Origin of the sequence: Rhodoferax sp. (assembly GCF_023700745.1) — a bacterium.
GTDB lineage: Bacteria > Pseudomonadota > Gammaproteobacteria > Burkholderiales > Burkholderiaceae_C > Rhodoferax.
Genome location: NZ_JAMPYG010000005.1, coordinates 121192 through 146799, shown reverse-complemented (window position 1 = coordinate 146799; position 25608 = coordinate 121192). Strand labels below are relative to the sequence as shown.

21 protein-coding genes are annotated in these 25608 nt (G+C 61.9%); 8 read left to right on the top strand and 13 right to left on the bottom strand.

Annotation, left to right across the window (positions count from 1 at the left end; all coding sequences use genetic code 11):
- Positions 1 to 68: 68 nt before the first annotated feature.
- Positions 69 to 2117, top strand: coding sequence for an acetyl/propionyl/methylcrotonyl-CoA carboxylase subunit alpha (locus NDJ10_RS06700; protein WP_296160438.1), 2049 nt, complete (start codon positions 69 to 71; stop codon positions 2115 to 2117).
- On the top strand, positions 2114 to 2590 hold the full coding sequence (locus tag NDJ10_RS06695; protein ID WP_296160437.1) for a VOC family protein: 477 nt from the start codon (positions 2114 to 2116) through the stop codon (positions 2588 to 2590). The genes NDJ10_RS06700 and NDJ10_RS06695 overlap by 4 nt, the downstream gene beginning before the upstream one ends.
- On the opposite strand, the gene rsxB is transcribed toward NDJ10_RS06695, so the two are convergent.
- The 4 genes from rsxB to NDJ10_RS06675 are packed head-to-tail and all read right to left on the bottom strand — an operon-like array spanning position 2587 to position 6857.
- Entirely contained in the window at positions 2587 to 3246 is a 660-nt protein-coding gene (gene rsxB, locus NDJ10_RS06690) for an electron transport complex subunit RsxB (protein ID WP_296160436.1), read from the bottom strand. The two genes, NDJ10_RS06695 and rsxB, sit on opposite strands and share 4 nt — an antisense overlap.
- Positions 3243 to 4748, bottom strand: a complete 1506-nt coding sequence (phaZ, locus tag NDJ10_RS06685; RefSeq protein ID WP_296160434.1) for a polyhydroxyalkanoate depolymerase — start codon at positions 4746 to 4748, stop codon at positions 3243 to 3245. The genes rsxB and phaZ overlap by 4 nt, the downstream gene beginning before the upstream one ends.
- Before the next feature lie 46 nt (positions 4749 to 4794).
- Complete coding sequence (locus NDJ10_RS06680; protein WP_296160433.1) at positions 4795 to 5646, bottom strand: Rossmann-like and DUF2520 domain-containing protein; 852 nt, start codon at positions 5644 to 5646, stop codon at positions 4795 to 4797.
- A gap of 14 nt (positions 5647 to 5660) precedes the next feature.
- Positions 5661 to 6857 (bottom strand): amino acid aminotransferase, encoded by a 1197-nt coding sequence (locus NDJ10_RS06675; protein WP_296160432.1) that lies wholly within the window; start codon positions 6855 to 6857, stop codon positions 5661 to 5663.
- A 143-nt stretch (positions 6858 to 7000) separates the two neighbouring features.
- On the opposite strand from NDJ10_RS06675, the gene NDJ10_RS06670 reads away from it, so the two are divergent.
- A complete protein-coding gene (locus NDJ10_RS06670; protein ID WP_296160431.1) occupies positions 7001 to 8098 on the top strand; it encodes an NAD(P)/FAD-dependent oxidoreductase in 1098 nt (365 codons plus the stop codon).
- A 176-nt stretch (positions 8099 to 8274) separates the two neighbouring features.
- Here NDJ10_RS06670 and NDJ10_RS06665 read toward each other — a convergent pair whose 3' ends face one another.
- On the bottom strand, positions 8275 to 9369 hold the full coding sequence (locus NDJ10_RS06665; RefSeq protein ID WP_296160430.1) for a quinone-dependent dihydroorotate dehydrogenase: 1095 nt from the start codon (positions 9367 to 9369) through the stop codon (positions 8275 to 8277).
- A 57-nt stretch (positions 9370 to 9426) separates the two neighbouring features.
- Between NDJ10_RS06665 and rpiA the strand changes: the two genes are divergently transcribed.
- Both rpiA and NDJ10_RS06655 read left to right on the top strand, forming a co-directional pair.
- Complete coding sequence (gene rpiA / locus NDJ10_RS06660) at positions 9427 to 10107, top strand: ribose-5-phosphate isomerase RpiA (protein WP_296160429.1); 681 nt, start codon at positions 9427 to 9429, stop codon at positions 10105 to 10107.
- Positions 10108 to 10195: 88 nt separating this feature from the next.
- The gene (locus tag NDJ10_RS06655) at positions 10196 to 11566 is read left to right on the top strand and encodes a TrpB-like pyridoxal phosphate-dependent enzyme (protein WP_296160428.1); all 1371 of its coding nucleotides are present in this window, start codon (positions 10196 to 10198) and stop codon (positions 11564 to 11566) included.
- A gap of 29 nt (positions 11567 to 11595) precedes the next feature.
- Here NDJ10_RS06655 and NDJ10_RS06650 read toward each other — a convergent pair whose 3' ends face one another.
- The 5 genes from NDJ10_RS06650 to mfd form a co-directional block, all read right to left on the bottom strand.
- A complete protein-coding gene (locus tag NDJ10_RS06650; protein WP_296160427.1) occupies positions 11596 to 12321 on the bottom strand; it encodes a general secretion pathway protein GspB in 726 nt (241 codons plus the stop codon).
- 4 nt (positions 12322 to 12325) lie between these two features.
- Positions 12326 to 13975: an ExeA family protein gene (locus NDJ10_RS06645; protein ID WP_296160426.1), complete on the bottom strand. Its 1650-nt coding sequence runs from the start codon at positions 13973 to 13975 to the stop codon at positions 12326 to 12328.
- 8 nt (positions 13976 to 13983) lie between these two features.
- The gene (gene serB / locus NDJ10_RS06640; RefSeq protein WP_296160425.1) at positions 13984 to 14697 is read right to left on the bottom strand and encodes a phosphoserine phosphatase SerB; all 714 of its coding nucleotides are present in this window, start codon (positions 14695 to 14697) and stop codon (positions 13984 to 13986) included.
- A gap of 63 nt (positions 14698 to 14760) precedes the next feature.
- On the bottom strand, positions 14761 to 15522 hold the full coding sequence (locus NDJ10_RS06635) for an NRDE family protein (RefSeq protein ID WP_296160424.1): 762 nt from the start codon (positions 15520 to 15522) through the stop codon (positions 14761 to 14763).
- 16 nt (positions 15523 to 15538) lie between these two features.
- Positions 15539 to 19027: a transcription-repair coupling factor gene (gene mfd / locus NDJ10_RS06630; protein ID WP_296160483.1), complete on the bottom strand. Its 3489-nt coding sequence runs from the start codon at positions 19025 to 19027 to the stop codon at positions 15539 to 15541.
- Between the two features lie 108 nt (positions 19028 to 19135).
- On the opposite strand from mfd, the gene ispD reads away from it, so the two are divergent.
- Together ispD and ispF are read left to right on the top strand one after the other, a co-directional pair.
- A complete protein-coding gene (ispD, locus tag NDJ10_RS06625; protein ID WP_296160423.1) occupies positions 19136 to 19861 on the top strand; it encodes a 2-C-methyl-D-erythritol 4-phosphate cytidylyltransferase in 726 nt (241 codons plus the stop codon).
- 22 nt (positions 19862 to 19883) lie between these two features.
- Complete coding sequence (gene ispF / locus NDJ10_RS06620; RefSeq protein ID WP_296160422.1) at positions 19884 to 20360, top strand: 2-C-methyl-D-erythritol 2,4-cyclodiphosphate synthase; 477 nt, start codon at positions 19884 to 19886, stop codon at positions 20358 to 20360.
- Between the two features lie 3 nt (positions 20361 to 20363).
- Here the strand turns inward: ispF and NDJ10_RS06615 are convergent, their stop codons facing one another.
- Complete coding sequence (locus NDJ10_RS06615) at positions 20364 to 21269, bottom strand: CoA transferase (protein ID WP_296160421.1); 906 nt, start codon at positions 21267 to 21269, stop codon at positions 20364 to 20366.
- A gap of 263 nt (positions 21270 to 21532) precedes the next feature.
- Between NDJ10_RS06615 and NDJ10_RS06610 the strand changes: the two genes are divergently transcribed.
- A complete protein-coding gene (locus NDJ10_RS06610) occupies positions 21533 to 22777 on the top strand; it encodes a nitronate monooxygenase (protein WP_296160420.1) in 1245 nt (414 codons plus the stop codon).
- Between the two features lie 11 nt (positions 22778 to 22788).
- On the opposite strand, the gene NDJ10_RS06605 is transcribed toward NDJ10_RS06610, so the two are convergent.
- Positions 22789 to 23481: a glutaredoxin family protein gene (locus NDJ10_RS06605; protein ID WP_296160419.1), complete on the bottom strand. Its 693-nt coding sequence runs from the start codon at positions 23479 to 23481 to the stop codon at positions 22789 to 22791.
- A gap of 12 nt (positions 23482 to 23493) precedes the next feature.
- Complete coding sequence (locus NDJ10_RS06600; RefSeq protein ID WP_296160418.1) at positions 23494 to 25548, bottom strand: M3 family metallopeptidase; 2055 nt, start codon at positions 25546 to 25548, stop codon at positions 23494 to 23496.
- Between the last annotated feature and the right edge of the window lie 60 nt (positions 25549 to 25608).

The window sequence follows — 25608 nt, the reverse complement described above, 5'->3', positions numbered from 1 at the left end:
TCAAAAGGTCAGACTCAACATCACAGCGAACTTCATATTCGCTGACCGAATAACGTTAGGAGAGAATTATGTTTACAAAAATTTTGATCGCCAACCGTGGCGAGATTGCCTGCCGCGTCATCACCACCGCCAAAAAAATGGGCATCAAGACGGTTGCCGTCTATTCGGATGCCGACAAGGACGCGCGCTTTGTGTTGATGGCCGATGAAGCCGTGCACATTGGCGCCCCGCCGAGCCGCGAAAGCTACCTGGTGGGCGAGAAAATCATCGCCGCCTGCAAACAAACCGGCGCGCAAGCCCTGCATCCGGGTTATGGCTTCCTCAGCGAAAACGCCGAGTTTGCCAAGCGCGTCGAAGAAGAGGGCATCGTCTTCATCGGGCCCAAGCACTATTCCATGGCGGCCATGGGCGACAAGATCGAGTCCAAGAAGCTGGCCGGGGCTGCCGGGGTCAACTGCATTCCGGGCGTCAACAGCGCCATCGAGTCAGCCGAACAGGCGGTGGAAATTGCCCAGGGCATTGGTTACCCGGTGATGATCAAGGCCAGCGCCGGCGGCGGCGGCAAAGGGCTGCGCGTGGCCTACAACGACAAGGAAGCGTTTGAGGGTTTCACCAGTTGTCGCAATGAAGCGCGCAACAGCTTTGGCGACGACCGCGTGTTTGTCGAAAAATTTGTCGAAGAACCACGCCACATCGAAATCCAGCTCATTGGCGACAGCTTTGGCAACGTGGTGTATTTGAACGAGCGCGAGTGTTCCATTCAGCGCCGCCACCAGAAGGTGATCGAAGAAGCGCCATCGCCTTTTATTTCCGATGCGACACGCAAGGCCATGGGGGAGCAGGCCGTGGCCTTGGCCAAGGCGGTCAAGTACCAGAGCGCCGGCACCGTGGAATTTGTGGTTGGCAAGGACCAGAGTTTTTACTTTCTGGAAATGAACACGCGCCTGCAGGTGGAGCACCCGGTGACCGAATGCATCACCGGGCTGGACCTGGTGGAGCTGATGATTCGTGTTGCCGCCGGTGAAAAATTGCCGCTGACGCAGGCCGAGGTCAAGCGCAACGGTTGGGCCATGGAGTGCCGCATCAATGCCGAAGACCCGTACCGCAACTTTTTGCCCAGCACCGGGCGCCTGGTGCGTTTTGCGCCCCCCACCCAGACCATGGCGCAGGCCAACACCAGCGACTGGTTTGGCGTGCGGGTTGACACCGGGGTGCAGGACGGCGGCGAAATTCCGATGTATTACGACTCGATGATCGCCAAGCTCATCGTGCACGGTGTCGACCGGCTCGATGCGATCGCCAAAATGCGTGAAGCGCTCAACGGTTTTGTGATTCGCGGTATCAGCAGCAATATTCCGTTCCAGGCGGCCTTGCTGGCGCACCCCAAGTTTGTTTCCGGCAATTTCAATACGGGTTTTATTGCCGAAAACTACGCCCACGGTTTCAAAGCCGAAGATGTGCCTCACGAAGACCCGCATTTCATGCTGGCGCTGGCCGCCTTTGTGCGGCGCAAATCGCGCGAACGGGCGGCCGGCATCAGCGGCCAGTTGCCGGGTTATGCCGTCAATGCGGGCAGTGATTACGTGGTGGTCACCTTGGGCGATGACGGCACGAACGCCTACACCCCGGTGCATGTTGATGAGTTTGTTGGACAGACGGGCTCGGCACGCGTCAGGTTGGGCGCCAGCAGTTATGAAATCAGCAGCGATTCGAGGCTGAATGACATCTGCATCACGGGTACGGTCAATGGCGCGCCCTTTACTGCCCAGGTCGAACGCGGCACGCCCAAGAATCCGCTGGCTTTGCGCTTGCAACACAATGGCACACGCATTGATGTGCTGGTGGTATCCAAGCGCATGGCCGAGTTGCATGCGCTGATGCCGTTCAAGGCAGCACCAGACATGAGCCGTTATGTGTTGTCGCCAATGCCGGGCTTGCTGGTCGATGTGGCCGTGCAAGTGGGCCAAAAGGTGCAGGCCGGTGAACGCGTTGCCGTGATCGAAGCCATGAAGATGGAAAACGTGCTGTTTGCTGCCGCCGATGGCGTGGTCGGCAAGGTGCTGGCCGCCAAAGGCGAAAGTCTCACCGTGGACCAGCCGATTGTGGAATTTGTATGAGCCAGCGCCCCTTTAAGGTGCTGGGCATCCAGCAGATCGCCATTGGTGGTACCAGTAAAACGCGTCTGCAAAAGCTCTGGGTCGAGATGCTGGGCCTGGAGGTCACCGGTACATTTCAGAGCGAGCGCGAGAATGTTGATGAAGACATCTGCGCCATGGGCGTCGGCCCGTTCAAGGTCGAGGTCGACCTGATGCAGCCCATGGACATCGACAAAAAACCTGCCGTGCACGCCACACCACTGAACCATGTCGGCCTGTGGATTGACGACCTGCCCAAGGCGGTGGCATGGCTCACGGCGCAAGGCGTTCGCTTTGCGCCGGGGGGCATCCGCAAGGGGGCTGCAGGCTTTGACATTTGCTTCCTGCATCCCAAGGCCAACGACGAGTTTCCGATTGCGGGCGAGGGGGTGTTGATCGAGATGGTGCAGGCGCCGCCCGAGGTGGTGGCCGCATTTGCCAGACTGGCGGCTTAGGGCGCTGCTTGGCGTTTGGCCCGGGCCCGGGCCAGCGCGGCTTCGATCACGGCCCGCTTCTTGTCCAGCACGGCCGGGTCGGTGTGTTGCGAGTGGGCGGCCAGGTCGGACAATTTCAGCTCCGCTTTTTCTTCCAGCCTTTGGTCATTTTCAAGCGACTCACGCGCCCGTCGCAAACGATTAAATTCATAACGTTGGCGGGCTTGTTCAGCCTGCTCTTGCGACCAGGCGGCCCAACCTGTGGCGCTGCCACTGACGTTTTCAACTTCAATGCAATCGACCGGGCATACTGGCAGACACAGCTCGCAGCCGGTGCAATAGGGCTCGATCACGGTATGCATCAGCTTGTTGGCGCCCACAATGGCATCCACCGGGCAGACTTTGATGCACAGCGTGCAGCCAATGCACCAGTCCTCGTCGATAAAAACCACTGAACGTGGTCCCTCCGTGCCGTTGTCGGGGTTGAGCGGTTTGGGGGGGCGCCCGGTCAGTTCAGCCAGGCGCTGCACCCCGGCAGCCCCGCCGGGTGGGCACTGGTTGATATCCGCGCTGCCGTCATGCAAGGCCTGTGCGTAGCCTGCACAGTCAGGGTAACCGCAGCGCGTGCACTGGGTTTGCGGCAACACCGCCAAAAGTTCGGCGGCACCGGGTTTCATCCGTGACGTTGGGTCGGGCGTTTGCGTGCCGGTTTGGTCGGTTCGGCCACGTTGACGGCGGCTTTGGCTGCCGGTTGCTGACGTGGTTCGGGGCGCTTGCTGTGCACCTTGACTTCAGCCGTGACTGCTGCTTCGGGTAAAACAAATGCCGGTGCCGGCTCAGGCAACCCGGGCTCGGGGTTGGTCAGTACCGGGGCTGCTGGTGTCGCCGCCATCACAGGGGTTGCTGCAACCGGCTTGGGCTGGTAGGCCTGAATGAAGGCTTTGACTTGCGGGTAGACCACTTCACGCCAACGGCGACCGGCAAAAATACCATAGTGACCGGCGCCTTCCACCTCGATGTGTCGTTGGTTGGCCTTGTCCACGCCAGTGCAAATGGTGTGCACGGCGGCCGTTTGACCGGAGCCTGAAATGTCGTCAAGCTCTCCCTCTATGGACAACAGGGCCGTGTTGTGGATGTCTTCGGGGTGTACGCGCTCAATCTTGCCGTCAACCCCCTTGACGTCCCAGGTGCCGTTGACCAGGTTGAATTCCTGGAACACCACCTTGATGGTGTCGAGGTAGTACTGCGCATCCATGTCCAGCACGGCGTTGTACTCGTCGTAGAACTTGCGGTGGGCATCGGCACTGGCATCGTCGCCCTTGATCAAGTCCTTGAAGTAGTCGTAATGGCTGCGGGCATGGTTGCTGGGGTTCATGGCAACAAAGCCGGAATGCTGCAAAAAGCCGGGGTAAACCTTGCGCCCGGCGCCCGGGAAACGGGTCGGTACGCGGTAAATCACGTTGTGCTCAAACCACTCGATGCTTTTGTTCATGGCAAGGTTGTTGACGGCGGTAGGTGACAGGCGTGCGTCAATCGGGCCACCCATCATGACCATGCTCAAGGGCGTGAGTTCGCCCCGGCTGGCCATCAGTGACACCGCGGCCAGCACCGGCACGGTGGGTTGACAGACGCTCATGACATGGCAGTTGCCGTAGCGGTTTTGTACGTGGCGAATGAATTCCTGTACGTAATTAATGTAGTCGTCGAGGCTGAAATCGCCCTCGGAGGTGGGCACCAGTCGGGCGTTGGTCCAGTCGGTGACATAGACCTTGTGGTCTTTCAGCATGGTTTTGACGGTATCGCGCAGCAGGGTGGCGTAATGGCCCGATAGCGGGGCCACGATCAGCACGGCAGGTTGCCCCTTGAGTTTGGACAACGTGGTGACATCATCGGTAAAGCGCTTGAAGCGGCGTAATTCGCAAAACGGCTTCTTGACTTCAACACGCTCATGAACCGCCACTTCAACCCCGTCCACATCCACGATGCGCAGGCCAAATTCAGGCTTCTCATAATCCTTGCCCAGGCGGTGCATCAGGTCGTAACCAGCTGAAATGCGTTGTGCCAGGGGATGCTGGCCGAACAATGACAAGGGATTGCCATACACCTTGGCCGCAGACTGCGCCAGATCAGTGAATGGCTCCATCAGCGAACGTTGGGCTTCGTAAAATTTATAGAGCACGGGAATTCACCTTTCATAGAAAATGTTGCAGTGCAATATAACAGGTCTAACGTAGTTGCGTCTGGCTCGGGGTTGATGATTGATGTTGACGCAGCGCCAGTGACCGGGCCAGCTCACTCAATGCCTGGTAAGCCTGACCGGCGGTGTTGTTCCACTGCAACACGGCCTGGCCCTGTGAGGCCACCAGTGCCAAGTCACCACGGGAGGCGGGGCCAGTCAGGGCCGCTTGTGGCCCCAGGCTGCTGATGTTGTTGACAGAATTCTGCAACAGGCTGACGCGCAGGTGTTGCACCATCGGCAGTGGCATGCCAGTATGCTGCCAAAGCTGTTCGGCCAGGTCTTGCAGCACAGGCAGGAAGTTGGTGGCAAAAATGGCACCGGCGTGATAGAGCATCTTGTCTTGCGCCCGGACATCAAAGCACTGGGCACCGAGGCGGGTAAAAAGCTGTCGCAGTTCAACCAGTGTTGGCGCATCGCCTTCGAGGGCGCAGGGGGTGCCGGCAAATTGCGCAAGCGCCAGTTGCGGGCTGGCAAAGCTCAACAGGCAGTGGGCACTGGCTACTTGCCAGCCTTTGTCTTGCAAGGGTTTGAGGATGTCGGCGCTCAAGGCGCCGCTGGCATGAAAAGCCGTGGCAGGTGGCAAGCGGTCGCAACATGCCAGCGCCGCCGCGACGGGGGCAATCTGGCCATCCGGTACCGCCAGCAGCCACAGATCGGCCGGGCGCATATCCTGCATTTTGCTGACAGTACGCCCGGAGCCTATGAAGGCCAGGGCTTGCCCGGCAGATACCGTGCTGCGGGTCAGCAGGTCCTGCACCTGGTACTTCTCATCCTGGGCCAGCAGCCGCCCCAGCGTCTGGCCGACCCGGCCGCCACCAATCAGGTTGATGGTTTTCAAGACAAGCGGTGCTCTTAGATCACCTTGGCAATGCTGGCGCAGACGTGGTCGATGTTCTTGCTGTTGAGTGCGGCCACACACATGCGTCCGGTGTCGGTGCCATAGACGCCAAACTCATTGCGTAAGCGCACCATCTGGTCCTTGGAAAGACCTGAATAGCTGAACATGCCGATCTGCTGGGTGATGAAGCTCATGTCCTGCTTGACACCGGCAGCCTTGAGGCCGTCAACCAGTTTTTGCCGCATGGCCTTGATGCGCACGCGCATCTCGCCCAGTTCTGCCTCCCACTGTGCGCGCAGTTCGGGGTTGCTCAGCACCGTGGTGACGATGGCGCCGCCATGGGTGGGCGGGTTGCTGTAGTTGGTGCGGATCACGATCTTGAGCTGGCTCAGCACGCGGGCCGCTTCTTCTTTGCTTTCACACACCACGCTCAGGGCGCCAACGCGCTCACCGTACAGGCTGAAGCTCTTGCTGAAGCTGGTGGCGACAAAAAACAGAAGGCCGGCGGCGACAAACTTGCCGATCACGGCACCGTCCTCTTTCAGGCCATAGCCGAAACCCTGGTACGCCATGTCGAGGAAGGGCACCAGATTTTTGGCCTTGACCACCGCAATCACCTGATCCCATTGGGCCGGTGTGATGTCGTAACCGGTGGGGTTGTGGCAGCAGGCGTGCAATACCACGATCGTGCCCGCTGTTGCGGCGTTCAGGTCGGCCAGCATGCCGTCAAAATTGAGGGCGCGGGTGCTGGCGTCGTAATAGCGGTAGGACGCAACCGTGAAGCCGGCATTGGTGAACAGGGCGCGGTGGTTTTCCCAGCTCGGGTCGCTGATGAGCACTTTGGCGCCGGTGTTGAGGAATTTCAAAAAGTCGGCACCGACCTTGAGGCCGCCGGTGCCACCGAGCGCCTGAATGGTGGCCACACGGCCCGAGGTGACGGGCTCGCTGTCGGCGCCAAAGACCAGCGCCTTGACGGCGGCGTCGTAGGCGGCAATGCCGTCGATGGGCAGGTAGCCGTGCGGCTTGGGGGCGTCCATCATGGCTTTTTCTGCGGCCAGCACACAGCCCAGCAAAGGCAGCTTGCCGTTGTCGTCGAAGTACACGCCCACACCCAGATTGACCTTGGCGGGGTTGGTGTCGGCATTGAATTGTTCGTTCAAGCCCAGAATCGGGTCGCGCGGGGCCATTTCGACAGCGGAAAAGAGTGACATGACAAAGTCCTGTGAAAGGTTGTGAGAGTGACCATCCGGCCACTGGTAGAAACCCTGTATTTTACCGATGCGCTTAGCGCTATGGACCGATTCGTTAAACTGATTTTTTTTGAAAAAAGTTGGTCAGAGCCTGGAGAAAACCGATGGATCAAGTGGATTGTGTGGTGGTGGGCGCCGGCGTGATCGGCCTGGCGGTAGCGCGGGCCCTGGCGCTGCAGGGGCGCGAGGTGCTGGTGCTCGAAGCCGCCAACGCGATTGGCACCGGCACCAGTTCGCGCAACAGCGAGGTGATTCACGCCGGCATTTACTACGCGCCGGGTTCACGCAAAGCCAGCTTGTGTGTGCAGGGCCGGGCGCTGCTGTACGACTACTGCCAGCAGCGCGGCATCAGCCACCGGCGCTGCGGCAAACTCTTGGTTGCCACCGAAGCGGCACAAGTGCCGCAATTGCTGGGCATTGCCGAGCAGGCGCGGCGCAACGGCGTGACAGATTTGAAGTTGCTCAGCACGCACGAGGCACGCCAGATCGAGCCACAACTGGTGTGCCAGGCCGCGCTGCTGTCGCCCAGTACCGGCATTGTCGACAGCCACGGGCTGATGCTGGCGCTGCTGGGTGACCTGGAAAATGCTGGCGGTGTTGTCGCGCTCCAGTCACCGTTGGAAAAAGCTTGCCTGGTGCCGTCCGGAATTGAATTGTTTGCCACTGACGGCACCCGATTGCTGGCCAGAACCGTCATCAATGCCGCGGGTTTGCACGCGCCTGTGCTGGCTGCGCGTTTTGTCGGCCTGGACGCTCGCTTCGTGCCGCAAGCTTTCTACGCCAAGGGCAACTATTTCACGCTGGCCGCGCGGGCACCGTTTTCGCACCTGATTTACCCGGTGCCACAAGTTGCAGGCTTGGGCGTGCACCTGACGCTGGACCTGGGTGGGCAGGCCAAATTTGGCCCCGATGTGCAGTGGGTCGATAGCCCGGACGACCTGACCGTGGACCCGGCGCGCGGTGACAGTTTTTACGCCGAGGTGCGCAAATACTGGCCGGGTCTACCAGACGGTGCGCTGCTGCCCGGTTACGCCGGTATTCGCCCCAAGATAAGCGGCCCGGATGCGCCGGCCAGCGACTTCCTGATCCAGGGCCCACGCGACCATGGCGTGCCCGGCCTGGTCAACCTGTTCGGCATCGAGTCGCCCGGTCTGACCAGCTGCCTGGCCATTGGCCAACTGGTTGCCGGGTTGGTAAATTAATTGGAGTAATTGGGGTCAGAGTCCAATTAATTTGTTGCGGTTGGTGGTGGCAGTGGGTAGGGTATGGGAGATCGCCTCATACGCGCTTCGCTTTGCGAAATCGGCCCACTGCCTTAGCCCGCTTGGCCCATCACCAGCGCTAGCACCCAAGGGTATTAATTGGAATCTGACCCCAATTAAAAGGTTTTCTTGATCAGGTTGGCGGCCTGCCTGACCAAGCCCGGGCCCTGGTAGATCAGGCCGGTGTAGATTTGCACCAGATCGGCACCGGCCCTGATTTTGCTCACGGCGTCTTCGGCCGTCATGATGCCGCCAACGCCGATGATCGGGAACTGCGGACCCAGGGCAGCGCGCAACTGGCTGACCACCTGGTTGCTCATGGCCAATACCGGTGCGCCCGACAGGCCGCCGGCTTCGTCGGCATGGGCCAGACCCTTGACGGCTTCGCGGCTCAGGGTGGTGTTGGTAGCCACCACGCCCCAGGCGTTGTTGACCTGGCCGGTGCTGTTAAGCCCGTAGCGTTTCAGGGTTTGGGCGATCACCTGGATCTGGTCTGCGTCCAGGTCGGGTGCAATTTTGAGGAAGATCGGGATATGCTTGCCATGCTTTTGGGCCAGCGCCTCACGCCGCTCTGAAATGGCGCCGAGCAGGCCGTCCAGCGCTTCATCGCTTTGCAGGCTGCGCAAGTTCTTGGTGTTGGGGCTGGAGATATTGACCGTGACGTAGTCGGCATAGGGGTAGACCCCGTCTAGGCAGGTCAGGTAGTCGTCGGCGGCGCGCTCAATGGGCGTGCTGGCATTTTTGCCAATGTTCAGGCCCAGCAACATGGGGGAGGCGTCTGGCGCGCCGGACTGGCTTTGCTTGTACAGCCTGGATTGCCTGACGTTGTCAATAAAAGCAGCCAGCCCGTCATTGTTGAAGCCCAGCCGGTTGATCAGCGCGTGCGCCTGTGGCAGACGGAACATGCGCGGCTTGGGGTTGCCCGGTTGTGCCAGCGGCGTCACGGTGCCGACCTCGACAAAGCCAAAGCCCATCGCACCCAGGCCGTCGATGCAGCGGGCGTTTTTGTCCAGTCCGGCGGCCATGCCGACGCGGTTGGGAAAGGTCAACCCGGCCAATTCCAGGGGATCGTTCACGCGCGCACTGGCGTAGGCCCATTTCAGGGCGCTGCCCTGGGTGCGCGCCAGGGAATGCAGGGTCAGTTCGTGGGCCGCTTCCGGAGCCAGCTTGAATAAAAACGGCCGGGTGAGGGCATAGGGGACAAGAGCCATTGGATAATTCCTAATTTGTTCTTATTTTCCCCGATCAACCACCTCAAGGACCCTCTCATGGCAACACTTTCTCAAGACGAACTCAAAACCCTGGTGGGTCAGGCGGCGCTCAAGTACGTGGTGCCGGGCGAGATTGTGGGCGTGGGCACCGGCTCTACCGTCAATAAATTCATTGACGCGCTGGCCAGCATCAAGGACCAAATCAAGGGTGCGGTGTCGAGTTCGGTGGCCAGCACCGAGCGCTTGCAGGCACTGGGCATCCGGGTCTTTGATGCCAATGAGGTGGACCAGCTGGCGGTGTACATCGATGGCGCCGACGAGATCGACGCTCAGGGCTACATGATCAAAGGGGGGGGTGCGGCGCTGACACGTGAAAAAATTGTGGCGGCGCAGTCGCGCCAGTTCGTCTGCATTGCCGACGAGTCCAAGCTGGTGACAAGGCTGGGCAAGTACCCGCTGCCGGTGGAAGTGATCCCGATGGCGGCGCAACGCATCATGCGCCAGTTCGCCGCCATGGGCGGGCAAGCAACGTTGCGCCTGCGCTACGACTCACCTCTGGTCACTGACAACGGCCAGTACCTGGTCGATGTCACCGGTTTGCAGATCAGCGACCCGCTGGCTTTCGAGTCGGAAGTGAACCAGTGGCCGGGCGTCGTGACAGTGGGTGTGTTTGCCCTGCAAAAGGCGCAGGTTTGTCTGCTGGGTACCGCCTCCGGGGTAAAAACGCTGACGTTCTGAGGGTAAACCCAGGCGCTTGACCCGGCAGTGGGCGAACGGATCAAAGGCATACTTCGGCAGACCGTGTTTGTAAATTTCAGGAGCCCTCATGAGCCAGCAAACCAAATACCTGTTGAACGAAAGCCAGATGCCCAGGTTCTGGTACAACCTGCAGGCCGACTTGCCCAAGCCCTTGCCTGCCGTGCTGCACCCCGGCACCATGAAGCCGGTGAGCCCGGACGATCTGGCCCCGCTGTTCCCGATGTCCCTGATCCTGCAGGAGGTGAGCCAGGAGCGCGAAATTGAAATCCCCGAGCCGGTGCGCGACGTGTTTCAGCTGTGGCGTCCGGCCCCCCTGTTTCGTGCCCATCGGCTGGAAAAGGCGCTGGGCACGCCGGCCAGGATTTTTTACAAATACGAAGGTGGCAGTCCGGCGGGCAGCCACAAGCCCAACACTGCGGTGCCCCAGGCTTTTTACAACAAGGAAGCGGGTGTCAAGCGTCTGGTGACCGAGACCGGCGCGGGTCAGTGGGGCACGTCACTGGCGTTTGCCGGATCGCTCTACGGCATGGAGGTCGAGGTGTTTCAGGTGCGTGTGTCCTACGACCAGAAGCCCTACCGCCGCGCTGTCATGGAGACCTATGGCGCCCGCTGTTTTGCCTCGCCCTCCACCGAGACCGCTTACGGCCGCTCGGTGCTGGCCAAAGACCCGCACCACCCTGGCAGCCTGGGCATTGCCATTTCCGAAGCGGTGGAGCTTGCCGTGCAGCGTGACGACACCAAATACGCGCTGGGCTCGGTGCTCAACCATGTGCTGCTGCACCAGACCATCATTGGCCAGGAAGCCATGCTGCAAATGGAAATGGCCGACACCTGGCCCGACGTGGTGGTGGGCTGCACCGGTGGCGGCTCCAACTTTGCCGGCATTGCCTTCCCGTTCATTGGCCACGGTTTGCGTGGCGGCCCCAAGCCGCGCATTGTGGCGGTCGAGCCTGCCGCTTGCCCGTCGCTTACGCGTGGCAAATATGCCTACGACTTTGGCGACACCGGCCACATGACACCGCTGACCAAAATGCACACGCTGGGCAGCCAGTTCACGCCGCCCGGCTTTCATGCGGGTGGCCTGCGCTACCACGGCATGGCGCCGATGGTGTCGCACGTCAAGGAACTGGGCCTGATCGAGGCGGTGTCGTACAACCAGGTCGATTGTTTCGAGGCTGGCGTGCTGTTCGCGCGCCATGAGGGCATCGTGCCGGCGCCTGAGGCCAACCATGCCATCAAGGGCGCCATTGTTGAGGCGCTGCGCTGCAAGGCCGAAGGCAAGGTCGAGACCATTCTGTTCAACCTGTGCGGCCATGGCCACTTTGACATGACCTCGTACCAGAAGTACTTTGCCGGTGAACTCACCGACGAGCACTACGACGAGGCCGAACTGGCCATGGCGCTGGCGGGCCTGCCCAGCGTGCCGGAGCCGGTGTGAAGAAAAGTTTCCGGTGCCGGGCTGTCTCTTCAGTGCATCACGCGAAAGCGGGTGCCCTGGAAGGTAAATACCGAACTGCGTGGCTGGATTTCTTCCAGCGTCAGGTCCGGGGCGATCTGGGCGCCTTGGGCCAGCACCAGGTTGTTGGCCAGCAGCAAGCGCTGAGTCGGGCTGGCTGAATACACGCTGCCGGTGATGGTGATTTTGGGGATCTGGCTGCGCAAGTCTTGCGGCAATTCCGCCAGCAGCGGTACAGCGGCGGGTGCGGGGGCTGACGTTGCTGCAACCGGGCTTGGTGGTGCCGTGGCTGCGGGCGCCGAAACGGGAGTTTTGACGGTTGCGGCGGGCTTGGATGAAGGCGCTGCCGCTGCTTTGGCCGGAGTGGGGGTTGCCAGCGGCGGCGCCTGGACCCTGGGCGTTTGGGCAACTTGAACGGGTGCCGGTGTCATGGGCGGTATCGCGGTGGGTGGCGCGCTGGCGACGATCGGTTCAGTGGGCGCAATCGGCGCTGGTTGCGGCTGTGCTGGCGCTTGTAGCGCGACCGAGCCTGGCTGGACAGGTGCGCGCCAAAGCCAGAAACCTGCCGCCAGCAAGAGCAGCGTCACGCCACCTGCCACGGCCAGCCACAGCGGTCGGCGGGTGGTTGGATTGGCCGGGCCGCCGGAGGGGAGCTGGTGGCGTGTGTGCAGACCGGGTGCTGCGCCACGTTCGCGTTCGGTATCGGCCCTTTTGAGGGCATCAAGAATATAAGACATGGGTTTATTGCGGGTCGGTGAGCAGATGGGGAAACTGGCCCTGGGTGGCGCTCTCGATCTGCATGAAAGTCATGGGGCCGGGCTTGCCGTCCGGTGCGATGCCGCGGGCGCGCTGGAAAGCCCGTACCCGTGCGCGCAGGTCAGCATCCAGAGCGAGCGGGGCGGCATCGGTGCCCTTGGACGGCCCGCCGTCGAGCTGGGTCAAACGGCTGGCCAGCCAGTCGATGGCTGGGCCGGTGCTGCCTTCTTGCAGACCGGTGTTGTAACCCTCCGGCAGCTGCCAGTAAGTGGCAAAGTCGCCACGCCAGAACTGTGCCAATTCGATCAGCCTGACGGTGTGCATGCGCCCGGCGAGCCGCAGTGTGGCCGTTTGGTCTGACAGGCCCACCAGCAGGGCATGCACCGCGGGGCCTTGGGCCGCTTGCAGGGTCAGGATGCCGGGGCGATCGAGCTGGCGCAGCAGGGGTATGGTCAATTTGCTGGCGCGGTAACACTGCACGCCGCTGGCAACTTGGCAGGGATCGGTGTGGTTGGACGGCAGCTTCCAGTCAGGCGCCAGTTCGCGCCAGGCGCTGTCGATGTCGGTTGGTAGTTGCGGCCACAGGGTCTGCAGGCTTTCAATTTGGGCGACTGGCAAGGCGGCTGCTTTGGGGGGGAGCGCTTGTGCCGTGGATGCCACTGCCTGGGCTGTCGCTCGGGTTTCTTTTTGCGCTGACCAAAGCACATAACCCAGCAAGGCCGCCAGCAGGGCCAGGCCCGCCAGCGCGTAGCTCATGCGTTGTCTCCTCGCATTGGGGGCGTGCGTTGGCTCGGCGCCAAACACCTCGGCGGCGGCTTTGTCCACCACCGACCGGCTGACACTGGGCAGTCCATTGGCCCACGCGCCCAACAGTGCCCGCCCGCAGAGCAGATTGATGCGCCGGGGCACACCGCGCGTGAGGTGGTGGATACGCTGCATGGCCTTGGGCTCAAACGGCAGCGCGCCAGCGTGCCCCGCCACGCCCAGGCGGTGCCCGATGTACTGCGTGGCCTCGGCCGGGGTCAGCGCGTCAAGGTGAAAACGCGCAATCACGCGTTGCGCCAGCTGTTCCAGTTCGGGCCGTGCCAGCATGTCGCGCAGCTCAGGTTGGCCGATCAGCACAATCTGCAGCAGCTTGCGCTCGTTGGTTTCCAGGTTGGTCAGCAGGCGCAATTGTTCCAGCACGTCAGGGGCCAGGTTTTGTGCCTCGTCGATGATGAGCACACTGCTTTGACCGCTGGCATGGCTTTGCAGCAAAAAAGCGTTGAGCGCGTCAATGTAGTCCTTGACCGTGGGTGTGCCGGACACGGCCGGGCTGAGCGTGATGTGAAACTCTTCGCAGATCGACTGCAGCAACTCCGGCACGCTGAGTTTGGGGTTGAAGATGTAGGCGACGTGGCAATTGGGTGGAATCTGCGCCAGAAAGCAGCGGCAGATGGTGGTCTTGCCGGTGCCGATGTCGCCCGTCAGCAGCACAAAGCCGCCCCCCGTTCCTCCCGTGGCCTGGGTCGAACCCGCCACGCCATAGAGCAGGTGCGCCAGGGCCTCGCGGTGGCGCTCGCTCATGAACAGGTAGCGCGGGTCGGGTGCGATCGAAAACGGGTCCTGGCTGAGGCCGAAGTGGGAGGTGTACATGCTTGTGATCAGTTCTGGAAGAGCGTCAGCAACCGGTCCAGCCCGCCGGACTCGATCGACACGTTGGCGAGTTCGCGCACTGCCGGCTTGGCATGGTAGGCCACCGACAGGCCGGATGCGGCCATCATCGGCAGGTCGTTGGCACCGTCGCCCACGGTAATCGCCTGGTGCGGGCTGATGCCCAGCAAGGCGCAGGTTTGCAGCAGCATGGTGCGCTTTTCCGCACCATCACAAATGTCGCCCCAGGGCTGGTCCACCATGCGCCCGGTCAGCACGCCATTGTCCAGCTCCAGCACATTGGCGCGGGTGTAGTCGATGCCGAGGCGGTCGCGAATGCGGTCGGTAAAGAAGGTGAAGCCGCCAGACACCAGCAGCACCTTGAGCCCGGCCTGCTGGCAGGCGCTCACCAGTTCGGCCGCGCCGGGGTTGAGCTGCAGGTGGTTTTGGTAAATGCGCTCCATGTCGGCCACCGTGACGCCCTTGAGCAAGGCGACGCGCTGGCGCAGGCTCTCCTTGTAGTCATTGATCTCGCCGCGCATGGCGGCTTCGGTGATGGCCGCGACCTGCGGCTTGCGGCCTACCGCGGCGGCAATTTCATCGACACACTCGATGTCGATCAGGGTCGAGTCCATGTCGAAGGCGATCAGCCTGAAATCAGTCAAGCGCAGCGGTGGGGTGATGCCTGCAATGATCAGGCCAGGGGCGAAAAGGCGGGTTTTCATCGGAAACGGGTGGACCTATTTGGAAAAATTCTGCTTGTAATCGTAGCGGTTGTTGGTGGCAACTCAGCAGGCTGGCGATTGTGTCGTGATTTTTTCGGTGTGGATGACACCTTTGGCATCAAAGCCCTGCTCCAGAAATGAGACCTGATCGGCCTCAAAGCGTACCACGCTGCAGGCTCGGGTGCCGTAATCGGGCAGGGCAACAAAAGCGGCCGAGAGCGCACGTTCAAGTTCCAGCGGAATGCCGGTGGCTGGCAAATCGGCATCAAGGGCAGGCGTCGGGTTGTGCAGCAGCGCCAGCAAGTCGGCATCGCTGGGGTGGGCCTGGGCCAGCAGGGTTTGCAGACCGCCGCTCAAGTTTGCCAGCTTGGGCCAGGGGGTCAGAAAGTCGGCGTTGGAGACGGCACCGATGCCGGGTTGCATGGTGATGACCCTGGCATGGCGGCTCTCCAGACCCAACAGCCGGGTGCCGTCAAAGACCAGCAGATTGAACGGGTTGTAGTGGCCGGCGCGACCGGCCAAGGCGTCCAGGTAATCGAAGGCACTGGTTTCGGTCTGCAAGAACGCGCTGACCAGCTCGCCACGCGACGGCGCATCGGTCCGCATGTTGGCCGGGTCGCGGTGGTTGGTCAGGGCTGCCAGGCGGCCGCTGCGGCTGATGCCGAGCCAGGTGCCACCGGCCTGCAAGTCGCGCCCGGCCAGAATACCGCCGTCCTGCCACCAGTGCAGCGGTGCGGTCGGGCGCGCGTAGAACTCGTCGCGGTTGGCAATCAGCAGCAGCGGGTGGGGACTGTCCGGTTGCCAGTTCCAGGCGATCAGGCACATGGTGGGTACTCCTTGGTCATGCCACAGCCGCAGCGCTTGCCATCACCGGCTGCCCCAGGTTGCGCAGCACATCGCGCACCATCTTGGCGCGGTCTGCGGCTTCCGGCAGCGCGCGTTCGATGCGCAGTTTTTCGTTGCCAGCCAAGCGGATGTGCTTGTTTTTCTGAATCAGCGCGATGATTTTCATGGCGTCGATCGGCGGGTCTTTCTTGAAGGTGATGGTGATGATGCCCGGCGCGGCGTCGACCTTGAGCACACCGTAAGGCTGGCTGATGACGCGCAGCCGGTGCACGTCGATCAGGGTTTGCGCCTGCGGCGGCAGTTTGCCGAAGCGGTCGATGATTTCTTCCATCAGGCTGTCGATCTGCTCGCCGGTCTTGGCCGTCGCCAGTTTTTTGTAAAACGACAGGCGCAGGTGCACGTCGCCACAGAAGTCATCGGGCAACAACGCCGGCGCGTGCAGGTTGATGTCGGTCGCCACGTTGAGCGGGTTGAGCAAATCGGGCTCGATGCCGGCCTTCAGGCAGCGCACCGCCTCACTCAGCATTTCGTTGTACAGCTGAAAGCCCACTTCCAGCATGTTGCCGCTCTGGTTTTCACCCAGCACCTCACCGGCGCCGCGAATCTCCAGGTCGTGCATGGCCAGGTAAAAACCGCTGCCGAGTTCTTCCATGGCCTGAATCGCGTCGAGCCGCTGCTGGGCCTGCTTGGTCAGGCCTTCGAGGTCGGGCACCAGCAGGTAGGCGTAGGCCTGGTGGTGGCTGCGACCCACGCGGCCGCGCAACTGGTGAAGCTGGGCCAGGCCAAACTTGTCGGCGCGGCTCATCACGATGGTGTTGGCGGTGGGCACGTCGATGCCGGTCTCGATGATGGTCGAGCACAGCAGCAAATTGGTGCGCTGGGCGACAAAGTCGCGCATCACGCTCTCCAGCTGGCGCTCGGGCATCTGGCCGTGGGCCACGGCAATGCGGGCTTCGGGCAGCAACTCTTCCAGTTTTGCGCGGCGGTTTTCGATGGTCTCGACCTCGTTGTGCAAAAAGTAGATCTGGCCGCCCCGCTTGAGCTCGCGCAGCACGGCTTCGCGGATCACGCCATTGCCCTCGGTGCGCACAAAGGTCTTGATCGCCAGCCGGCGCTGCGGCGCGGTGGCGATCACGCTCAGGTCGCGCAGGCCCTCCAGCGCCATGCCCAGCGTGCGCGGAATCGGCGTGGCGGTGAGGGTCAGCACGTCCACTTCGGCGCGCAGCGCTTTCATTTGTTCTTTGTGGCGCACGCCGAAGCGGTGCTCTTCGTCGATGATCAACAGCCCGAGGTTCTTGAAGTGGGTGTTCTGGCTCAGCAGTTTGTGGGTGCCCACCACGATGTCAACGGTGCCATCGGCTACGCCCTTCAGGGCCGCGGTGATTTCCTTGGCCGAGCGGAAACGGCTCATCTCGGCCACTTTCACCGGCCACTTGGCAAAACGGTCCACCAGTGTCTGGTAATGCTGCTCGGCCAGCAGCGTGGTGGGCGCCAGGAAAGCCACCTGCTTGCCGCCCGTGATGGCAACAAAAGCGGCGCGCAAGGCGACTTCGGTTTTGCCAAAGCCGACGTCGCCGCAGACCAGCCGGTCCATCGGGCGCGGGCTGATCATGTCCTGGATCACGGCGTGGATGGCGGCTTTCTGGTCGGCGGTTTCCTCAAAGCCGAATTCGTTGGCAAAGGCCTCGTAATCCGCAGGCGAGTAGCGGAAGGCATGGCCTTGGCGCGCGGCCCGGCGGGCGTAAATGTTGAGCAGCTCGGCAGCACTGTCGCGTACCTGCTCGGCGGCCCGGCGTTTGGCCTTTTCCCACTGGCCGCTGCCGAGTTTGTGCAAGGGCGCTTCGTCCGGGCTGACGCCGGTATAGCGGCTGATCAACTGCAACTGGCTCACCGGGACGTACAGCGTGGCCTTGTCCGCATATTCCAGATGCAGAAACTCCTGCACCTCGGGCTCGCCATTGGGCAGCTTGTTGCCCAGATCCAGGTTCACCAGGCCCCGGTACCGGCCGATGCCGTGGGCGGAATGCACTACCGGGTCGCCGACTTTGAGTTCGCTCAAGTCCTTGATGAGCGCTTCAACGTCGCTCACCTGTTCCTGTTTCTTGCGCCGCCGCGTGGTCGGGCTGGCGGCAAAGAGTTCGGTTTCGGTGACAAAGTCGATGCCGGCATCGAGCCAGGCAAAGCCCATGGCCAGGCCCGACGTGGCGATGCCGATTTTTTCGTCGCTGTGCTGGAATTCGGCCAGCGAGTCAAACGACGGCGGGTCGAACTGGCTGCTGTGCAAAAAGTCGAGCAGGCTGGCGCGCCGGCCATCGCTCTCGGCCAGCACCAGCATCCGTTGTTGCGAGTTGCGGATGTGGGCCTTGAGTTTGGCCAGCGGGTCTTCGGCGCCGCGCACCACCGTCAGGTCGCCCAGGCGCACAAAGTGGGTGCTGTCAGTCACCTCATCCACGGCCGTTCGCAAGGCCAGCTGGGCATGCTGGTTGACCCGCGCGTAAAACTGCTCGGCGCTTAAAAACAGCGTATCGGGTGGCAGCACCGGGCGCTCCGGGTCGCCTTGCACCAGTCGGTAGCGCTCGCGCGTGTCCTGCCAGAAGTGGGCAAAGGCGGGTTCCAGGTCGCCGTGCAGCACCACGGTGGCGGCATCGCCCAGGTAGTCGAAGACGGTGGCGGTGTCGTCAAAAAACAGCGGCAGGTAGTACTCGATGCCCGCCGTGGCGACACCGGTGCCGATGTCCTTGTAAATGCGGCTGCGGGTCGGGTCCCCTTCAAGCAGTTCGCGCCAGCGGCTGCGAAAGCGGGCGCGGGCGTCGTCGTCCATCGGAAATTCGCGCCCGGGCAGCAGGCGCACCTCGGGCACCGGGTACAGGCTGCGCTGGCTGTCGGGGTCGAAGGTGCGGATGCTGTCGATCTCGTCGTCGAACAGGTCCACGCGGTACGGCACCAGACTGCCCATGGGAAACAGGTCGATCAGGCCGCCACGCACCGCGTATTCGCCCGGGCTGACCACTTGCGTCACATGGCTGTAGCCCGCCAGCGTCAATTGGGCCTTGAGCTTGGCCTCATTGAGCTGCTGCTTGACCTTGAAGTGAAAAGTGTAGGCCGCCAGAAAAGAGGGCGGGGCCAGCCGGTACAGCGCCGTGGTGGCAGGCACGATCACCACGTCAGCGCCGGTATCGTGGTCGCGCTGGCTGATCCGCCACAGGGTCGCCAGGCGTTCGCTGATCAGGTCCTGGTGCGGCGAAAAAGTGTCATACGGCAGGGTTTCCCAGTCCGGGAACAGCACACAGCGCAGTGCTGGCGCAAAGAAAGCCATTTCCTCGATCAGGCGCTGGGCGTCGGTGGCGTCCGCCGTGACGATGGCAGTCACCTTGTGGGTGGCCTTGTCGCGCAAGGCCAATTGTGCCAGCAGCAGGGCATCGGCCGAGCCGACCGGGCGCGGCAGGGTGTAGCGTTTGCCGGCGGTAAGTTTGGGTAATTCCATGAAAGGCGAGCAGCTCATCAGCAGTGTGTGGGGCGTGACAAAAACGCCAAAACCCTGCGCAAAGTCTGGCAGGGTGTGTGGGCTGGATTCTAGAATGCGGGCCATACCATGACAGAACTTAACGACATTAGCCTTGCGCCCACCGCCGCGCCCCGTTGCTGGGCGCTCATTCCCTGTGCCGGCACGGGCTCGCGCGCAGGTGCTGCCGGCCCCAAGCAATACCAGGTGCTGGCGGGCAAACCCATGGTGATGCACACCCTGGCAGCATTTGCCGAGGTGCCGCGCATTGACCAGACCCTGGTGGTGGTGTCGCCCGAAGATACTTTTTTTCTGACGCCAGACGCACGCAATGCGTCCTTCCTGATCGCTGCTTGCGGTGGTTCGACCCGGGCCGCCAGTGTCTTCAATGGCTTGAGCGCCTTGCTGGCCGAAGGTGCGGTGGCGCACGACTGGGTGCTGGTACACGACGCCGCGCGCTGCCTGATCACGCCCGCGCAAATCAATCAACTGCTTGATGCCTGCCTGGCTGACGAGGTTGGTGGCCTGCTGGCCTTGCCGCTGCCGGACACATTGAAAGTGGCGCAGGCGGGCAGGGTGGCAGCGACGCTGCCGCGCGAGGAGAAATGGCTGGCACAAACGCCGCAAATGTTCCGCATTGGCAGCCTGCAGGAGGCCCTGGAACTGGCGGGTGACGCTGTTACCGACGAATCCAGCGCCATTGAGGCCATGGGCCTGAGCCCGAAGCTGGTGCCTGGGAGTGCGCAAAATTTCAAGGTGACCTACCCGGAAGATTTTTCCCTGGCGCAAGCCCTGCTGCAAAGCCGTCAGGCCTGAGCCCAATCAACAAGGCGATGCCATGAATTTCAGAATCGGAGAAGGCTGGGACATCCATGCGCTGGTGGCGGGGCGCAAGCTTGTGCTGGGCGGTGTTGAGGTACCGTACCACCTGGGGCTGTTGGGGCATTCCGACGCCGATGTGCTGCTGCATGCCATCACCGACGCCTTGCTGGGTGCGGCGGCGCTGGGCGACATTGGCACCCACTTCCCGGACACCGATGCGCAGTTCAAGGGTGCCGATTCCCGTGTCTTGCTGGCCGAAGCCGCGCGCCGGGTGCGTGCCAGAGGCTATGAAATAGGCAATGTGGACAGCACCATCATCGCCCAGGCACCCAAGCTGATGCCGTTCATGCCCGCCATTCGCGCCAGTGTGGCGCAGACCCTGGGCGTTGAGGTGGATCAGGTCAATGTGAAAGCCAAGACCGCAGAAAAAATGGGTCCGGTCGGCCTGGGCCATGCGATGGAAGCGCGCGCGGTGGTGTTGCTAAAGCTCTGATATTCAGTTCGGCAGGGTGTGCAGCGGGATGTCGTGCTCGCGCGCCAGATCCTCCAGCGCCTTGCAACTGCGTCCGGCGACAAAGCCGGCAATGGCCTGATGTGTTGTTGCCTCCGTCATCATGGTCGGGGTGGTCCAGGGTAGGCCTGCCGCCATGCACAGGGACTTGGCAAAATGTGGCTCCAGGGCGGCCAGCGCCACCCGGCCGTCCAGACAAGGGTAAAGCTGGTAGCCGGCGTGCCCGCCGCCAAGCAGTGTGCCAGGCAGGGTCAGGCCCCAGTGGCGTGGCAGGGCCAGATGGGCAGTGGCTTTCGATAAGGCCACCTCAAAACGATGGCCCTTGCCGGTCCTGCCTTGCTGCAGCACGGCCTGCAGAACGGCCTCGACGGCCATCAAGGCGCCCGTCATGTCGGCATACAGCGAGGCGGGCAAATCGAGCCCGGTGACGAGGCCGTTTCCAGCCTGGTAAGTGAGGTCGTGGCCAGGTGCTTCGGCCTCGGCACCTGGTGCGCCGACGATCATTACCAGCGACAGCGCCGGATGGTCCTGGTGTAGCGTCGCCCAGTCCACTCCCAATTTTTTCAAGGCGCTGGGGCGAAACGAGGTCAGCAACACGTCGGCTTTGGCCAGCTCGCGCTGCAGCACTTTTTGACCGGCTTCTGTTTTGAGGTTGACGCTCCGGACATCAATACCTGAGTGCAAGGCGTCATATGCCGTGCGGTTGTAGGCGCTCATCGGGTCGCCCGTGACGCTGCCGGGCGCATTGGCCAGGGCCGGCGGTTCGAGTTTGGCGCAGCTGGCGCCCATGTGTTTGAGCCGCAGTAGCGCGGCCGGGCCGGGCAGATTGAGGCTCAGGCTCAGGATGTGCACGCCCTTGAGGACTTGCGGTGTCTTGGGTAAGGTGGCCATGGTGTCAGGGAAAACAAAAAAATGGGTGATTGCCTGGGCTGCAGCCGTGTGGGCCGCTAGTCATGAGACGGTCTTGATGAGCGTCTATTGTGAAGCACGTGGGGCCATCATGGGTAAACAGGGTGTGCTGGTTGTCGCAGGGTGGGATGGTTAGAATTGCGGACCTGCAAGATCATTGCATCTTGCCATTTTTTGCCGTTGGACAGCCTGCAGGATGTGTCTGACGGAGTCTCTCGAAGCGATTTTTTCGCTCAAGGATTTTCATGAAACGTGTTGATGATTTTCGCCTGAAGTTCGGCCAGAAAGAGTATGTTCCGATCATGGTCGGCGGCATGGGTGTGGACATCTCTACGGCTGAACTGGCGCTGGAAGCAGCACGGCTCGGCGGCATTGGCCACATCTCGGATGCCATGGTCAATGATGTGTCGGACCGGCGTTTTGACACCAGTTTTGTCAAGGACAAGACCAAGCTGTACAAATACAACATCAACAACCTGGACAAATCGGGCGTCAAGTTCGACCTGGATGTGCTGGCCGAAGCGACGCGCCGCCATGTGGGCGCCACCATGGAGGCCAAAAAGGGCGATGGCCTGATTTTTGTCAACTGCATGGAAAAGCTCACCATGAACGGCCCGCGTGAGACACTGCAAGTGCGCATGGCCTCGGCGCTGGATGCCGGCATTGACGGCATCACCATGAGCGCGGGTCTGCATCTGGGCTCGTTTGGCCTGATTGCCGACCACCCGCGTTTTCGCGATGCCAAGCTCGGCATCATCGTCTCCAGCGTGCGTGCGCTGCAGTTGTTCTTGCGCAAGAACGCGCGACTCAATCGCCTGCCTGATTTTGTGATTGTGGAAGGTCCACTGGCCGGTGGCCACCTGGGTTTTGGACTGGACTGGGCGCAATACGACCTGGCGACCATCATCGCCGAGGTCATCCAGTATGTGAAAGACGAGCAGCTCAATATCCCCGTGATCGCTGCAGGCGGTATTTTTACCGGCAGCGATGCCGTGTCGTTTCTTGAATCTGGTTCCGCGGCGGTGCAGGTCGCCACGCGTTTTACCGTGGCCAACGAATGCGGTCTGCCGGCCGATGTCAAACAGGATTACTACCGGGCCAACGAGGATGACATCGAGGTCAACACCATTTCACCCACCGGCTACCCGATGCGCATGCTCAAAAGTTCCCCAGCCATTGGCGACGGCATCCGGCCCGGCTGCGAGTCGTATGGCTATCTGCTTGATGCCAATGGCAACTGCGCCTACATCACATCCTACAACCGGGAGCTGGCGCTGCATCCCGATGGCAAAAACATCTCGGTCATGGACAAAACCTGCCTGTGCACGCAGATGCGCAACTTCAAGCTCTGGACCTGCGGCCATTACACCTACCGTCTCAAGGACACCACCCGCCGCAATGCGGATGGCACGTATCAGACGCTCAGTGCAGAGCACATCTTCAAGGACTACCAGTTCAGCGTGGACCACCAGATCGCGCTGCCGGTCTGACCCGGCACGGGTTAAAACTGGATGCCAGCCGGGTTGCCGGGGCTGGCTTTGCGGTCTGTGGCGGGCGGCAGCGTCGGGGCTGCCGGTGCTGCCGCGCTCGCCGCAGGGCTTGGAACACCGGGCTTTTCTGTCGTGACCATGGGCGTCGCCGGGGGCGTGCGGTAGTTGGCTGGCAAGCTGCTGTTTTCAGGGTAACCCGCAGCGTTCAGGTACTGGGTCCATTCCGAGGCTGAAAACCCCGCCACATGCTGTGCCCCAACCGTCAAAAATGGCAGTGAGTTGCTGCCGCTCAACTTCTGCAAAGCCTCGGCATCCTGCACCGAGTTGATGGTTTTTTCTGCAAATGGCACACCTCTTGATGTCAGCAGGCTGCGCCCGCTCTCGCAAGGTGCGCAATTGCTGCTGGTGTAAAGCGTGACTGGATATTTGCCAACCACCTGGCGCAACTCGAAGGGCAGCGCTGCGCCAAGCGGGGCGGCGGCTGCCGTGGTGTTGTCGAGGGGGCTCAATTTACTGGCAGATGAGGCGCCTGGGATGTCCGAAAACGTCACCTGGCCATCGGGTCCGACGATGCGGTAAATGGTTTGCGCCTGCAGCTGACCCGACCCCAACACGATGCAGCCACAGACCCAGGCCAGCAGCCAGCGTGGCACCGGGGATGCGTTCAGGCCAGCAATGTGATCGGCAGAAACAGGTGTTTGCATCTTGGTCGCTCCTTAAGCAGTTGGCGTCATCCCCTGGTGACGTAGCAGCGCATCCAGGGTGGGTTCGCGGCCACGAAATGCCTTGAATGACGCGATGGCCGGGCGACTGCCGCCGGCTTCCAGAATGGCCTGGCGGTATTTTTGCCCGGTTTGCACATTGGGCTGGCCGTCCGGCCCCATGGTTTCTTCAAAGGCCGCGTAGGCGTCGCTGCTGAGCACTTCGGCCCATTTGTAGCTGTAATAACCAGCGGCATAGCCACCGGCAAAAATATGGCTGAAGGTGTGCGCGGTGCGGGACCAGGCGGGAGGCAGCAGCACGGCCACTTCCTGGCGCACCTGTTGCAGCAGCGGCATGATGTCGTGCGCCGGGTCGTGCGACGTGTGCAGCAGCATGTCAAACAGCGAAAACTCGATTTGCCGCAGCGTCTGCATGCCGCTTTGGTAATTTTTGGCAGCCAGCATCTTGTCGAACAGCGCGCGCGGCAGCGGCGCATCGGTATCGACATGGGCGCTCATGTTCTTGATGACGTCCCATTCCCAGCAGAAGTTTTCCATGAACTGGCTCGGCAGTTCCACGGCGTCCCACTCGACACCGCTGATGCCCGAGACGTCACGCTCGTTGACCTGGGTCAGCAGGTGGTGCAGGCCGTGGCCGAATTCGTGGAACAGGGTGGTGACGTCGTCGTGGGTCAGCAAGGCCGGCTTGCCGTTGACGCCACTGGCAAAGTTGCACACCAGATGCGCCACCGGTGTTTGCAATTGCTGTGTGTCGGGGCGCAGCCAACGGGCACGCACATCGTCCATCCAGGCACCGCCGCGCTTGCCGTTGCGCGCCTGCGGGTCCAGGTAAAACTGGCCCACCAGCTCAGGCGTGCCTTGCGTGTTCGCGCGCTCGATGCGGAAAAAGCGCACCGACTCATGCCACACCGGCGCGTGGTCCTCGCGGATGGACACTTCGAACAGGGTTTGCACAATGTTGAACAGGCCGGCCAGCACGCGCGGCAGCGGGAAGTACTGTTTGACTTCCTGCTCGTTGAAGGCGTAACGCGCTTCCTTGAGCTTTTCGCTGATAAAAGGCCAGTCCCAGGCTTGCGGATCAGGCAGACCCAGTTGCGCTTTTGCAAAGCGGCGCAGGTCGGCCAGGTCCTGCTCGGCAAAGGGGCGGGCGCGCTGGGCCAGGTCGCGCAGAAACGTCACCACCTGCTCGGGTGAGTCGGCCATTTTGGGCACCACCGACAGCGTGCCGAAATTGGGGTAACCCAACAATTTGGCTTCCTCCAGGCGCAGCGCCAGCAGCTCGTTGATGATGTCGGTGTTGTCGAACTGACTCAGGTCGGTGCCGGCCTGGTCGGAGGCGCGGGTGACATAGGCACGGTACAGCGTCTGGCGCAGCGCGCTGCTGCTGGCAAACTGCATCACCGGCAGGTAGCACGGCATTTTCAGGGTGAGCTTGTAGCCTTCCTTGCCGTCGGCCTGGGCGGCGTTGCGGGCGGTTTGCTTGACGTCGTCGGGCAAGCCATCAAGCTCGGCCTCCGTCGCGTAATAGGCAAAGGCGTCGGTGGCATCGAGGGCGTTTTCGCTGAACTTCTGGCCCAGGAAAGCCTGGCGTTCGGCAATGGCTGCAAAGCGCTCGCGGTCAGCGCCCTGCAGGTCGGCACCGCCCAGCACAAAGTTGCGCAGCGCATTTTTGAGCGCCTGGCGCTGTTCGCTGTTGAGGGCTTCCGGGTTGATGGCGCGGTACTTGGCGTACAGCCGTTCGTCTGCGCCCAGGCGCGTGTAGAACTCGGTGACCTTGGGCAGGGCGGCGTTGTAGGCGGCACGCAATTCGGGCGTGTCGGCCACACTGTTGAGGTGGCTGACGCTGCCCCAGGCACGCGACAAGTGCTCGGTGGCGACATCCAGCACCACGGCAATACCAGACCAGCTGGGCGCGAAGTCTGGTGCCGTGACCGTCTCCAGTGCGGTGTTGGCTTGCTCAAGCAGTTGCTCAATCGCGGGCTCGACGTGCTCCGGGCCAATCTGGTCAAAGTGCGGAAGACCTTCAAAAGAGAGCAGGGGATTGTTCATGCTTTAAATGGTTGAGGACAGAGCTGGTTCACTTCGTGTACTGCGGTCTGTCCCGCAAGG

Bases quoted from the DNA above. Each gene is read 5' to 3' on its own strand.
- NDJ10_RS06670 (WP_296160431.1), top strand. From the start codon at position 7,001: ATGGATCAAGTGGATTGTGTGGTGGTGGGCGCCGGCGTGATCGGCCTG.
- NDJ10_RS06610 (WP_296160420.1), top strand. From the start codon at position 21,533: ATGAAACGTGTTGATGATTTTCGCCTGAAGTTCGGCCAGAAAGAGTAT.
- NDJ10_RS06600 (WP_296160418.1), bottom strand. From the start codon at position 25,548: ATGAACAATCCCCTGCTCTCTTTTGAAGGTCTTCCGCACTTTGACCAG.
- NDJ10_RS06695 (WP_296160437.1), top strand. From the start codon at position 2,114: ATGAGCCAGCGCCCCTTTAAGGTGCTGGGCATCCAGCAGATCGCCATT.
- serB (WP_296160425.1), bottom strand. From the start codon at position 14,697: ATGAAAACCCGCCTTTTCGCCCCTGGCCTGATCATTGCAGGCATCACC.
- NDJ10_RS06605 (WP_296160419.1), bottom strand. From the start codon at position 23,481: ATGCAAACACCTGTTTCTGCCGATCACATTGCTGGCCTGAACGCATCC.
- rsxB (WP_296160436.1), bottom strand. From the start codon at position 3,246: ATGAAACCCGGTGCCGCCGAACTTTTGGCGGTGTTGCCGCAAACCCAG.
- NDJ10_RS06635 (WP_296160424.1), bottom strand. From the start codon at position 15,522: ATGTGCCTGATCGCCTGGAACTGGCAACCGGACAGTCCCCACCCGCTG.
- NDJ10_RS06700 (WP_296160438.1), top strand. From the start codon at position 69: ATGTTTACAAAAATTTTGATCGCCAACCGTGGCGAGATTGCCTGCCGC.
- NDJ10_RS06675 (WP_296160432.1), bottom strand. From the start codon at position 6,857: ATGTCACTCTTTTCCGCTGTCGAAATGGCCCCGCGCGACCCGATTCTG.
- NDJ10_RS06650 (WP_296160427.1), bottom strand. From the start codon at position 12,321: ATGTCTTATATTCTTGATGCCCTCAAAAGGGCCGATACCGAACGCGAA.
- ispD (WP_296160423.1), top strand. From the start codon at position 19,136: ATGACAGAACTTAACGACATTAGCCTTGCGCCCACCGCCGCGCCCCGT.
- ispF (WP_296160422.1), top strand. From the start codon at position 19,884: ATGAATTTCAGAATCGGAGAAGGCTGGGACATCCATGCGCTGGTGGCG.
- NDJ10_RS06655 (WP_296160428.1), top strand. From the start codon at position 10,196: ATGAGCCAGCAAACCAAATACCTGTTGAACGAAAGCCAGATGCCCAGG.
- NDJ10_RS06665 (WP_296160430.1), bottom strand. From the start codon at position 9,369: ATGGCTCTTGTCCCCTATGCCCTCACCCGGCCGTTTTTATTCAAGCTG.
- rpiA (WP_296160429.1), top strand. From the start codon at position 9,427: ATGGCAACACTTTCTCAAGACGAACTCAAAACCCTGGTGGGTCAGGCG.
- NDJ10_RS06645 (WP_296160426.1), bottom strand. From the start codon at position 13,975: ATGTACACCTCCCACTTCGGCCTCAGCCAGGACCCGTTTTCGATCGCA.
- NDJ10_RS06615 (WP_296160421.1), bottom strand. From the start codon at position 21,269: ATGGCCACCTTACCCAAGACACCGCAAGTCCTCAAGGGCGTGCACATC.
- mfd (WP_296160483.1), bottom strand. From the start codon at position 19,027: ATGGAATTACCCAAACTTACCGCCGGCAAACGCTACACCCTGCCGCGC.